Genomic DNA, 11,939 nt, shown 5'->3' with positions numbered 1-11,939 from the left:
GGGCGGGGAAAACCCCGCGCGGAGCGCGGGGCACCGCCGCCGCGTCGGGATGCCGCGCAGCGGAAAGGGCGGGTGGGTGGGGGAAACCCGTTAGCGGTCGGGCGTCGGTGGGCGGCCGGCTTGGAGGCGGGCCACGTACGCCGCCGCCTGTGCCCGTCGCGACATGCCGAGTTTCGCGAGCAGGTTGCTGACGTAGTTCTTGATGGTCTTCTCCGCCAGGTGCAGTTCCTCGCCGATCGCCCGGTTGGTCAGGCCGTCGCCGATCAGGTCGAGGATGCGGCGTTCCTGGTCGGTCAGCTGGGCGAGGCGTTCGTCCTTCCCCGCCGGCTCGCCGCCGCCGCGGAGGCGTTCGAGGACGCGCCGGGTCGCGTCCGGGTCGAGGAGGGACTTGCCGGCCGCCACGTCCCGCACCGCGGTCAGCAGTTCGGTGCCGCGGATGGCCTTCAGCACGTAGCCGGACGCGCCCGCCATGATCGCGTCGAAGAGGGCCTCGTCGTCGGCGTAGGAGGTGAGCATCAGGCAGTGGATCGACTCGTCGCGGGAGCGGATGTCCCGGCAGACCTCGACTCCGCTGCCGTCCGGCAGCCGCACGTCGAGCACCGCCACGTCGGGGCGCGCGGCCGGGATGCGGGTCAGGGCGTCGGCCGCCGTGCCGGCCTCGCCGACCACCTCGATGTCCGGTTCGACCGCGAGCAACTCATGCACGCCCCGGCGCACGACCTCGTGGTCATCGACGAGAAATACGCTGATTTTTCCGCCGTCCGACACACCGCAAGTGTCACACAACGGCGCGTGCACCGCTCTTCACGCGACCCGGTTGGCCGGGTTAACGTGCACCTGCTCCGAAGCCCTGCGAGGCTTGAGGCCGTCCCGTTCCCCGGTCCACGAACGTATCCACGAAAGCACTCCAGGAAAGTACTTGGATTTCCAGGTAAATCCGCAGGTCAGGGGTCTTTTCGCGGCTTGTGAACCCATTGGATACCGTGCTCTTATGGGGCCGTCGAACGGGACGCGATCGGGGCAGAGAACCGCTCGGTTCCGTCCAGGCCGCACCCACCCCCGTGCGCCGTACGGGTCCGGGCGGACCGCACTGGCCGCCCGGCGGATCCCGGGGGCCGGACCGACGGAGGAACACGAGTGACTGTGGAGAGCAGCACCCCAGCGGGTGGGAAGAAGAAGGCCGCGGCGAGCCGTCCGCGGAAGAAGGCCGCCGCCAGGCGGCAGCCACGGCCGAAGGCCGGGTCGGCCCCCGAGATGGTGCAGTTGCTGACGCCCGAGGGCGAGCGCGTCGAACACCCCGACTACTCCCTGGACATCGGCCACGAGGAGATCCGCGGCCTGTACCGCGACATGGTCCTCACCCGCCGCTTCGACGCCGAGGCCACCGCCCTCCAGCGCCAGGGCGAGCTGGGGCTCTGGCCCTCGCTGCTCGGCCAGGAGGCCGCGCAGATCGGCTCAGGACGCGCCCTGCGGCACGACGACTACGTCTTCCCGACCTACCGCGAGCACGGCGTCGCCTGGTGCCGCGGCGTCGACCCGACACTGCTGCTCGGCATGTTCCGCGGCGTGAACCACGGTGGTTGGGACCCGACCGGCAACAACTTCCACCTCTACACCATCGTCATCGGCTCCCAGGCGCTGCACGCCACCGGCTACGCGATGGGCGCGCGGATGGACGGCTCCGACATCGCGGTGCTCGCCTACTTCGGCGACGGCGCGTCGAGCCAGGGCGACGTGGCGGAGGCGTTCACCTTCGCCGCCGTCTACCAGGCGCCGGTCGTGTTCTTCTGCCAGAACAACCAGTGGGCGATCTCCGAGCCGATCGAGCGGCAGACCCGCGTCCCGCTCTACCAGCGGGCCGCCGGCTACGGCTTCCCAGGCGTCCGCGTCGACGGCAACGACGTGCTGGCCGTGCTGGCCGTGACCCGGGCGGCCGCCGAGCACGCCCGCACCGGACAGGGCCCGATCCTGGTCGAGGCGTTCACCTACCGGATGGGCGCGCACACCACCTCGGACGACCCGACCCGCTACCGCCGCAAGGAGGACCTGGAGGCCTGGGAGGCCAAGGACCCGATCCTGCGGCTGCGCCGCCTGATGGAGCGGGAGAGCGCGGCCGACGACGCGTTCTTCGCCGACCTCGACGCGGAGAGCGACGCGCTGGCGAAGCGCGTGCGGGAGGCCATCCGCACCATGCCGGACCCGGAGGCCATGGCGGTCTTCGAGAACGTGTACGCGGACGGCCACCCCCTGGTGGACGAGGAGCGCGCCCAGTTCGCCGGGTACCTCGCGTCCTTCGCCGACCACCACGAGGAGAACTGACATGCCGGCCGAGAAGATGGCGATCGCCAAGGCGCTCAACTCCTCGCTGCGCAGGGCGCTCGAGGCCGACCCCAAGGTCCTGGTCATGGGCGAGGACGTCGGCAAGCTGGGCGGCGTCTTCCGCATCACCGACGGGTTGCAGAAGGACTTCGGCGAGGACCGGGTGATCGACACCCCGCTGGCCGAGTCCGGCATCATCGGCACCGCGATCGGCCTGGCGCTGCGCGGCTACCGGCCGGTGACCGAGATCCAGTTCGACGGCTTCGTCTTCCCCGCCTACGACCAGATCGTCACCCAGCTGGCGAAGATGCACGCCAGGTCGCTCGGCACGGTGAAGCTGCCGGTCGTGATCCGCATCCCGTACGGCGGCGGCATCGGCGCGGTGGAGCACCACAGCGAGTCGCCGGAGGCGCTGTTCGCGCACGTCGCGGGGTTGAAGGTCGTGACGCCCGCGAACCCGTCCGACGCGTACTGGATGCTCCAGCAGGCGATCGAGTGCGACGACCCGGTGGTCTTCTTCGAGCCCAAGTCCCGCTACTGGGAGAAGGGCGAGGTCGACACGGCGAGCATCCCTGGACCGCTGCACGCGGCGAAGGTGGTGCGGTCCGGCACCGACCTGACGATCGCGGCCTACGGTCCCACGGTGCGGACGGCGCTGGCGGCGGCGGACGCGGCCGCCGAGGACGGCACGTCGATCGAGGTCGTGGACCTGCGGTCGGTCTCGCCCATCGACTTCGACACGCTCCAGCGGTCGGTGGAGAAGACCCGCCGTCTTGTGGTGGCGCACGAGGCGCCGGTGTTCTTCGGCTCGGGTGCCGAGATGGCCGCCCGGATCACGGAGCGGTGTTTCTATCATCTGGAGGCCCCGGTGCTGCGGGTGGGCGGGTTCCACGCGCCCTATCCGCCGGCGCGGCTCGAGGAGGAGTACCTCCCGGGGCTTGACAGGGTGCTGGACAGCGTCGACCGCGCCTTGGCGTACTGAGGAGAGGCTGAGGAGAGTCGTGACGATGGCTGCTGCGACACAGCGGTTCCGCGAGTTCCGGATGCCTGATGTGGGTGAGGGACTCACGGAGGCCGAGATCCTGAAGTGGTTGGTCCGTCCGGGTGATTCGGTGACCGACGGCCAGGTGGTGGTGGAGGTGGAGACCGCCAAGGCGGCGGTCGAGCTGCCGATCCCGTACGACGGTCTGGTCCGGGAGGTGCACTTCCCCGAGGGCACGACGGTGGACGTCGGCACCCCGATCATCACCGTCGACACGGACCCCTTGGCCGGCCCCTTGGCGGGGAGCCCTGAGCAGGGAACGCCGGCCCCGCCGCCCGCCGCCGAAGGCGGCGGCAGCGAGGGCCGCCAACCCGTCCTCGTCGGCTACGGCGTCTCCACCGCCACGCCGAAGCGCCGCCCGCGCCGTACGCCGCCCGGCGCGGCCGGTCAGGTACCCGGCCAGGGGCCGGACTCCGCCGGGGCGCCCCCCCGCCAAGGCCCGGCCGGCCAGGCCGCCGCAACCCGTACGTGGGCTCCCGCGCAGCTGCCCGGTGGGCACGAGGCGGCCGGCGGGTACGGCGGGCCGGCCCTGGAGCAGGGGGTCGAGGGCATCGAGCAGCACATGGCGCCCCCGGCCGCGGACCGGCCACTCGCCAAGCCGCCGGTGCGGAAGTTGGCCAAGGACCTGGGGGTGGACCTGTCCACCGTCATCCCCAGTGGGCCCAACGGGATCGTCACCAGGGACGACGTGCACGCCGCCGTCGCCCCTCCGGCGCCTTCGGCGCCGCCCGCCGACGTGCGGCCGCAGTCGCTGGCCGCGATCCGGGAGCGCCGGGTGCCGATCAGGGGGGTGCGGAAGGCGACCGCCCAGGCCATGGTCGGCAGCGCCTTCACCGCCCCGCACGTCACCGAGTTCGTCACGGTCGACGTCACCAGGACGGTACGGCTGGTCGAGGGGCTGAAGCAGGACCCCGACCTGGCGGGGCTGCGGGTCAACGCGCTGCTGCTGGTGGCGAAGGCCCTCCTGGTGGCGATCCGCCGCCACCCGGAGGTCAACGCCTCCTGGGACGAGGAGAACCAGGAGATCGTCTACAAGGGGTACGTCAACCTCGGCATCGCCGCGGCCACGCCGCGCGGGCTGATCGTGCCCAACATCAAGGACGCCGGCTCCCTGACCCTGCCCGAGCTGGCCCGCGCGCTGGGCGAGCTGGTGGCCACGGCCAAGGAGGGGAAGACCCAGCCGGCGGAGATGCAGGGCGGCACGGTCACCATCACCAACGTCGGCGTCTTCGGCATCGACACCGGGACCCCGATCCTCAACCCTGGCGAGTCCGCGATCCTGGCGCTCGGCGCGATCCGGGAGCAGCCCTGGGTGCACAAGGGGAAGGTGAAGCCGCGGCACGTCACCACCCTGGCCCTCTCCTTCGACCACCGGCTGGTGGACGGCGAGTTGGGCTCGCGGGTGCTGGCGGACGTGGCGGCCGTGCTCGAACACCCGAAGCGGTTGATCACCTGGGGGTGACCCCGGGGGGAACAGCCCGGGAAACAGAACGGTGCCGGCCGCGGGATCGCGGCCGGCACCGGCTTTCGGCAGTCTTTCGGCAGTTCAGAGGTAGGGGCCGGACCGCGCCCCGCCGTGGTCGTCCAGGCCTTCGGGCTCGTCGCCCAGCGCGCCGGGCGGCAGCGCCCGCCGCATCTGCTCCAGCTGCGCCCGCGCCGCCATCTGCTGGGCGAAGAGCGCCGTCTGGATGCCGTGGAACAGGCCCTCAAGCCAGCCGACCAGCTGGGCCTGCGCGATCCGGAGCTCCGCCTCGGTCGGCACGCCGTCGTCGTGGAACGGGAGCGAGAGCCGCTCCAGCTCCTCGACCAGCTCGGGCGCGAGGCCTTCCTCCAGCTCCTTGACCGAGCTGGCGTGGATCTCCTTCAGGCGGACCCTGCTGGCCTCGTCGAGCGGGGCCGCCTTCACCTCCTCGAGCAGCTGCTTGATCATGCTGCCGATCCGCATGACCTTCGCCGGCTGCTCCACCATCTCGGTCACGGGAATCTCGGAGCGGCCTTCGTCGCCCTCGCCGTTCCGCTTCGGAGCGGGGGCGCTGAGCGCCATCCCGTCCGGGCCCACGACCAGGATCTGGGCGTTCTCCTGGGGCGGTTCATTCCTCGGCTGAGTCATACCCCCATCATGCAACGCCGGTCACCCGGCGCGCCGCGCGAGGGGGATCCGGGAGCGCGTCAGCAGCGCCGCGACCAGGCAGGCGACGAGCGGCACGACCACGATCAGCTGGCCGAACGTGAGCCACGGCACCTCGAGGAGCAGCTCGGGCCGCACGCCAGGGTCCCAGCCGTTGTCCCAGGCCGACTCCCAGATCGCGAGGTTGGAGCGCTGCTGCGCGAGCAGCAGCGCGATAGCCGGGATCACGCCGGAGATCGCGCCGAGGACCACTCCCATGGCGGCGACCAGACCGCACTGGAGACCGGAGAGGGTACGCCGGACCCGGGGCGACGCGCCGACCGCGGCCAGGGTGCCCAGGTCGGCCTCGGAGTCGGCCTGCGCCAGACCGGTGGCGATGCCGGCGGCGCCGAGCGCGAGGATGCCGGCGGCCAGCGACAGGACGAGCAGGTACAGCGAGGTGTCCGAGTGGAAGCCGTCCTCGACGTCGATCCAGGGGGTGGCGGTGGTGCCGTTCCTGGTCGCCAGGTCCCGCACGGCGCCCTCGACGGCCTGCCGCTCCGCGTCGGTGGGCGTGCGCTCGGTGGCGTACCAGGTGCCGCCCTGGATCACGGAGAGCCCGGCCGCCTCGGCGGTGGCCGGCGTCATCAGCATCTGGATGTCGTAGCCCTCGCCGCTGGCCCGGTAGGCCGGCAGGGTCACCGACTGGTCGGGCTCGGCGAGGAGTTCGCCGTCCTCCGAGTACTCGTCTCCCGGGGTCTCGTACACGTCGATGGTCACCCGGCCCGCGTCGTCCACGTACTTTCCGGTGAGGGCCACGACCTCGCCGCGCTCCAGCGCCTCCCGGGCGCCCGGGTCGTCGATGCCGAGCACGTCGAGCAGTTCGGGCCCCGCGACCGTCGGGCCCGAGTAGCCGAAGCCCATGTCGTCGTCGCAGCGCTCCTGGGCGGCCACTTCGCGTCGCTCCGCGACACTGAGCTCCTCGTTGGCCGAGGTCCACAGCGGGCATTCGTTGCCCTCCGGCACCCTGGTGTCGACCAGGCCGCAGTCGTCGCCGTCGAACGCGTAGCAGTCGGGGTTGGCGGTGAGCGTCCCGCGGTCGGCGCGGACGGTGGTCGGCATCTCGGACTCGATGATTCCCCTGGTCGGGTTGAGCAGCGCCAGCTCCTGCGGCTCGTAGCCGCTGATCGCGACGGTGCCGGGGGGCATGATCGGCTCGTACTCGGCGCGCTGCTGGGCCGTGTCGCTGGCCAGCACCAAGGCGACGGCGACCGCGCCGGCCGTGGCGGCCATGATGGCGGCCACCGCGGGCGCCGTGCGGCCGCGGTTGCGGGCGGCGTCGCGCAGCGCGAGGCGGCCGGAGAGCGGCAGCACGCGGGCCAGCCGGCCGAAGCCGCCGACCAGCAGCGGGGTGAGGGCGACGACGCCGAGCTCGGCGATGATCGAGCCGGCCGCGACCACGACCGGCTCGTCCATGGTCATGGCGCCGACGATGGCCAGCGTCCCGCCGCCGACCAGCGCGACGAGGCCGATGACGGGCAGCGTCCGGCTGGCGCGCCGCACCCCGCGGCGCCCGCTGAGTGATTCGAGCACGTCGCCGCGGGCCGCGTTGACGGCGGGGACGACGGCGGCGAGCAGGCCGACGACGACGGCGAGCAGGGCGATGCCGCCGAGTTCGAGGGGCCTGAAGTCCAGGCCGCCGAACCGGGCGCCGAGCGTGCCCTCGATGAACGGGCGGCCGGCGAGGGTCAGCGCGATACCGCCCAGGGTGCCGATGGCGGCCGCGGCGGCGCCCAGCACCACGCCGCTGGCGAGCATGATGGCGCGGAGCTGCTTGCGGTCGCCGCCGTTGGCGCCGACCAGGCCGAGCTGACGGCGGGCCCGGCGGGCGCCGACGGCGAAGGCGGGTCCGGCGAGCAGGCAGATCTCCAGGATGATCAGGGAGACGACGATGACCAGCGTGGACGCGGTCGCCGGGTCGGTGCCGCCGGAGTACCCGTCGTCCTGGAACTGCACCTGGTCGGCCGGGGGCGGGTTCAGGACGACGGAGCGCGAGGTGACCGTCAGGCCTTGCTCGTTGGCGCGCTGCACCGCGGCCCAGTCGACCTCGCCGTCGCCCACGTCCACCAGGTAGTTCACGGGCATGGGGTCGGTGTCTTCGAGGCGGGGCAGCACGGACCCGGGGACCGCGACGAGCTGCTCCAGGTCGAGTTCGCTCGGCAGCTCGTAGGCGCCGGTGATCGTGTAGGTGTCGTCCAGGCCGCCGATGGTGACCTCGGAGCCGACGTCGAGGCCCGAGGTGTCGAGGAACGCCCGGGTGGCGGCGACCTCGTCGGGGTCCTGCGGGAAGTCGCCGCTCAGCAGGGTGAGCATGCCCTCGGTGAGCGGGCTGGCGGCGTCGATCTCGCGGATCTGGACGTCGGTCAGGCCGGTCGCGGTGGTGGCGTCGGTGTAGCCGAACTGGTCGGAGAGCACGGTGGCGCCGTCCGGCAGCACGGACTCGACCTGGCCGAGGATCTCCTCCGCCGGCCGGTCGTCGGAATCCCACACCAGGTCCTCGGCGTCATCGGCGTACTGCACGGACTCGCCGGACGGGGACTGGGTGAGGGGCGAGCCCTGGGTACTGATGACGTAGCGGGCGTCGGCCTGGCCGAGGTCGCGGGTCAGCTTCTGGGCCGGCGACAGGTCGCCGCTGCGGAAGGTCAGGTCGGCGGCGGAGACCACCAGGATGGGCAGCGCGATCATGGCGACCACCAGGGCGCTGCGGCCCTTGGCGCGGCGGGCGTCGCGGCGCGCGATGCGCAGCGCGAGGCGCCAGGTGTTGAGCCTCTTCATCGGGCGGCCTCGCCGGCGAGCAGGGACTCGGCGGTGCCGGCGGCGGACTCGTCGACTATCCGGCCGTCGCGCAGGAAGACCAGCCGGTCGGCCCAGGCCGCGTAGCGGGACTCGTGGGTGACGAGGACGACCGCGGCGCCCTCGTCGCAGCGGCGGCGCAGCAGGGCGAGTACGGCCTCGCCGGTCTCGGAGTCGAGGGCGCCGGTGGGCTCGTCGGCGAGCACCAGGCGGCGGTCGCCGACCAGGGCACGGGCGATGGCGACGCGCTGCTGCTGGCCGCCCGACATCTCGTCGGGGAAGCGGTCGGCGACCTCGGGCAGGCCGATCTCCTCCAGCGCGGCCAGCGCCTCGCGGCGGGCGACGCGGGTGGAGGTGCCGTCGAGTTCGCGGGGCAGGGCGATGTTCTCGGCGGCGGTGAGGGCCGGGATCAGGTTGTAGTCCTGGAAGACGTAGCCGATGTGGGTGCGGCGCACCTTGGCGAGTTGGGCGCGGCCGAGGGCGCCGAGGTCCTGGCCCTCGACCAGCACGTGGCCCTCGGTGGCGGTGTCCAGGCCGCCGGCGAGGGTGAGCAGGGTGGACTTGCCGGATCCCGAGGGACCCATCACGGCGACGAACTCGCCGGCCCGCACGGTGAGGTCGATGCCGCGCAGCGCGTGCACGGCGGCGACGCCGCTGCCGTGGACGCGGGTGAGCTGGCGTAGTTCGAGCACGGGAGTGCGGGCGGTGCCGGCAGTGCTGGCTTCGTGCTCACGCGGTCGCGTGTCGGTCATGTCGAGGTCCCCCCTCGGGCTGGTCTGACTCTTCGGTGTTCTCGTGCGGTGTGTCGTTGGCGCTGTCGTTGGAGCCGTCGCCCGACGTGTTGGACGTGCGGGGCCTGGCGCGCCGTTCGGCCGCGAAGCGGACGAGGCGGGCCTCGCAGTGGTCGAGCCAGCGGTTCTCCGCCTCGGCGAAGAAGATCAGCTGTTCGAGGACGAGCAGCCAGGCCATCTCGTCGCTGGTGTCGGGCCCGGCGGCGAGGGCGCGGGCCTTGAGCCGGGTGTAGCCCTGCATGGCGGTCAGGGTGTGCCGGCGCTGGGCCTGGATGATCTCGGAGACGTCGACGCCCGGGGTGCCGACGGCCATGGCGAGCTTGATGGCGAGCTCGTCCCTGGCCGGCTGGGTGCGGTCGACGGGTCGGGCGAACCACTCGGCCAGCTCGCGACGTCCGGTGTCGGTGATGGCGTAGAGCTGTTGTTTGGCGTCCCCGCCGCCCTCGGGGGTGATGAGTTCGTCCCGTTCGAGGCGTTGGAGCGTGGTGTACACCTGCCCGATGTTGAGCGGCCAGGTGGCGCCCGTGCGGGACTCGAACTCCGTGCGGAGCTGCGAGCCGTAGCGCGGGCCGCTCTCCAGGAGGGCGAGAAGGCCGTAGCGAATCGACATACCGCGTATGTATACCGAGTATGCGAGGGGGGCGCAAGCCGCGCCGGTCAACGGCATACCGAGTATGTTCCGGGTCCTGAGTGGAACTCGGGGAGTGGTGCCTGCTGTAGTGCGCCCCGGTCCTGGCATGCCCCAGACTTGGGTGTCATGCGCGAACGATGGACCGACATACGGCGCGGGGTCGTCTACCTCATCACCATGCTGGGGACGGCGCTCGCGCTGCTCTCGGTGCTCCCGCTGCTGCTGATCGGGGTGCTGGCCGGGGGCCTCTCCTGGCTGCTCGGCCCGGTCGCCGACTCGGCCGACTGGCACCGGAGGCGGGCCGCGTGGCTGCTCGGCACCACGGTCGAGGCGCCGCCGCGCGGGAGCGGGCGGGCCGGGCGGGGCGGGCGGCCCCCGGGGTTCGCGGCCGGCTGGCGGGAGGGGCTGCGGTCCCCCGAGATCCGGCGCCTGCTCCGCTGGTTGCCCTGGTCGATGGTCACGGGGTTCGTGGGCGGCATGGCCGCGCTGATGTTCGCCGGCATGGCCGTGGGCGGCGTGATCATGGCGCCGATCCGGCCGCTGTTCGACCTCGAGTCGTCCTTCGGGGACGTCGGCCTCGCCTCCATACCTCTCGACCTCGCCCAGTCCCTGGCCGGCGCGGCGCTCTGCTGGTGGGTGCTGCCGAGGATCGCGCGCTGGCACGCCGGCGCCTGCCTGGCCACCCTGGAGCCCTCGGCCGAGGAGCGGCTGGCCGAGCGGGTCGGCGAGTTGACCGAGTCCCGGGCCGGCGTGCTCGACGCGCACGGCGCCGAGCTGCGCCGCATCGAGCGCGACCTGCACGACGGGGCGCAGGCCAGGCTCGTCGCCATCGCCATGCGGCTGGGGGTGGCCAGGGAGCGGCTCCCGGCGGACGACGGCCGGCTGGCCACGCTGCTCCGGGAGGCGCACGAGGGCGCGGAGGAGGCGATGACGGAGCTCCGCGACGTGATCCGCACGATCTACCCGCCGATCCTCGCCGACCGCGGCCTCGACGGCGCGGTCACGGCGGTCGCGGCCCGGTCCGCCGTCCCGACCGAGGTGGACCTGGGCGAGCTCGGCGAGCTGTCGCCCGCGGTGTCGGCCGCAGCGTACTTCATCGTCACCGAGTCCCTGACCAACGCGGCCAAGCACAGCGGCGCGACGCACGCCAGGGTGCGGCTGAGCCGTGCCGACGACCGGCTGCTCGTCGAGGTCACCGACGACGGCATCGGCGGCGTCGACGAGACCCTCGGCACCGGCGTCATCGGCATCCGCCGCCGGGCGGCCGCGCTCGACGGCTCGGTGCTGGTCGCCAGCCCGACCGGCGGCCCCACCGCGATCACCGTGGAGCTGCCGTGCGGGTCGTGATCGCCGAGGACAACGTGCTGCTCTCGGCCGGCCTCGAACTGATCCTCTCCACCAGGGACATCGAGGTCGCCGAGATCGTCACGGACGGCGCCGGGCTGCTGGCGGCCGTGGCCAGGCACGAGCCGGACGCCGTGATCGCCGACGTCCGGCTCCCGCCGACCTTCCACGACGAGGGCGTCCGCGCGGCCCTCGAACTCCGCCGCACCAGGCCCGGCCTTCCGGTGCTGGTGCTCTCGCAGTACGTGGAGAAGGTCTACGCCCGCGAACTGCTCTCCGACGGCAAGGGCGCGGTCGGCTACCTCCTGAAGGACCGGGTCAGCCGGGTCGGCGAGTTCGTCGACGCGCTCCGCCGCGTCGCGGCGGGCGGCACGGTGATGGACCCCGAGGTCGTCGCCCAACTCCTCACCAGCGCGGCCCGGGGCCCCATCGACACGCTCACCGCGCGGGAACGGGAGGTCCTGACCCTGATGGCCCGCGGCCTCGGCAACGGCGAGATCGCCGCGGAACTCGTCATCACGGACAACGCGGTCCACAAACACATCGGCAACATCTTCGCGAAACTCGCCCTCCCGACGACGACGCCGGGCCACCGCCGCGTCCTCGCCGTCCTCACCTACCTCAACGCTGCCGCGCCGTGACTGGGCCGGGGTTTTCCCCCACCCACCCGCCCTTTCTCGGCCTGCGGCGCCGGGGCGTGCCGGGCAACGCCCGGGCCGGGGGCCCGTAACCCAAGGCGGCCGGACCGAGGGCCGGCCCATGGCCGGCACGTCGGCCCACGGCCGGCGGCGCGGCCAGGGGGCCGGCGCGGCCGGCAGGCGGGCCTGCGGCCCGGGGGCGACGCGGCCGAGC

10 protein-coding genes are annotated in these 11,939 nt (G+C 73.0%); 5 read left to right on the top strand and 5 right to left on the bottom strand.

The genetic code is table 11. The features are described 5' to 3' along the window. Positions 1-90: 90 nt before the first annotated feature. Positions 91-768 carry a response regulator gene (locus tag ACYVPE_RS37385; RefSeq protein WP_461038293.1) on the bottom strand — a complete coding sequence of 226 codons (678 nt, stop codon included), beginning with the start codon at positions 766-768 and terminating at the stop codon, positions 91-93. 369 nt (positions 769-1,137) lie between these two features. On the opposite strand from ACYVPE_RS37385, the gene pdhA reads away from it, so the two are divergent. From pdhA to ACYVPE_RS37370, 3 genes are read left to right on the top strand one after another with little or no spacing between them, the layout of a single operon-like run. After that, on the top strand, positions 1,138-2,319 hold the full coding sequence (pdhA, locus tag ACYVPE_RS37380; RefSeq protein WP_461038292.1) for a pyruvate dehydrogenase (acetyl-transferring) E1 component subunit alpha: 1,182 nt from the start codon (positions 1,138-1,140) through the stop codon (positions 2,317-2,319). A 1-nt stretch (position 2,320) separates the two neighbouring features. Then, entirely contained in the window at positions 2,321-3,301 is a 981-nt protein-coding gene (locus ACYVPE_RS37375) for an alpha-ketoacid dehydrogenase subunit beta (RefSeq protein ID WP_461038291.1), read from the top strand. 25 nt (positions 3,302-3,326) lie between these two features. Then, positions 3,327-4,823: a dihydrolipoamide acetyltransferase family protein gene (locus ACYVPE_RS37370; protein WP_461038290.1), complete on the top strand. Its 1,497-nt coding sequence runs from the start codon at positions 3,327-3,329 to the stop codon at positions 4,821-4,823. 84 nt (positions 4,824-4,907) lie between these two features. Here the strand turns inward: ACYVPE_RS37370 and ACYVPE_RS37365 are convergent, their stop codons facing one another. The 4 genes from ACYVPE_RS37365 to ACYVPE_RS37350 are packed head-to-tail and all read right to left on the bottom strand — an operon-like array spanning position 4,908 to position 9,722. Further along, a complete protein-coding gene (locus ACYVPE_RS37365) occupies positions 4,908-5,471 on the bottom strand; it encodes a bacterial proteasome activator family protein (RefSeq protein WP_461038289.1) in 564 nt (187 codons plus the stop codon). A 21-nt stretch (positions 5,472-5,492) separates the two neighbouring features. After that, a complete protein-coding gene (locus tag ACYVPE_RS37360; RefSeq protein ID WP_461038288.1) occupies positions 5,493-8,303 on the bottom strand; it encodes an ABC transporter permease in 2,811 nt (936 codons plus the stop codon). Further along, positions 8,300-9,073, bottom strand: a complete 774-nt coding sequence (locus ACYVPE_RS37355; RefSeq protein ID WP_461038287.1) for an ABC transporter ATP-binding protein — start codon at positions 9,071-9,073, stop codon at positions 8,300-8,302. Before ACYVPE_RS37355 ends, ACYVPE_RS37360 begins: the two co-directional genes overlap by 4 nt. Further along, entirely contained in the window at positions 9,051-9,722 is a 672-nt protein-coding gene (locus tag ACYVPE_RS37350; protein ID WP_461038286.1) for a PadR family transcriptional regulator, read from the bottom strand. Before ACYVPE_RS37350 ends, ACYVPE_RS37355 begins: the two co-directional genes overlap by 23 nt. 147 nt (positions 9,723-9,869) lie before the next feature. Here ACYVPE_RS37350 and ACYVPE_RS37345 point away from each other — a divergent pair, with 147 nt between their 5' ends. Both ACYVPE_RS37345 and ACYVPE_RS37340 read left to right on the top strand, forming a co-directional pair. Further along, positions 9,870-11,090: a sensor histidine kinase gene (locus ACYVPE_RS37345; RefSeq protein ID WP_461038285.1), complete on the top strand. Its 1,221-nt coding sequence runs from the start codon at positions 9,870-9,872 to the stop codon at positions 11,088-11,090. Continuing rightward, a complete protein-coding gene (locus ACYVPE_RS37340; RefSeq protein WP_461038284.1) occupies positions 11,078-11,728 on the top strand; it encodes a LuxR C-terminal-related transcriptional regulator in 651 nt (216 codons plus the stop codon). Before ACYVPE_RS37345 ends, ACYVPE_RS37340 begins: the two co-directional genes overlap by 13 nt. Positions 11,729-11,939 lie beyond the last annotated feature (211 nt).

This window comes from Streptomyces mayteni, assembly GCF_054783955.1.
This window is presented reverse-complemented; position numbering and strand designations above follow the sequence as displayed.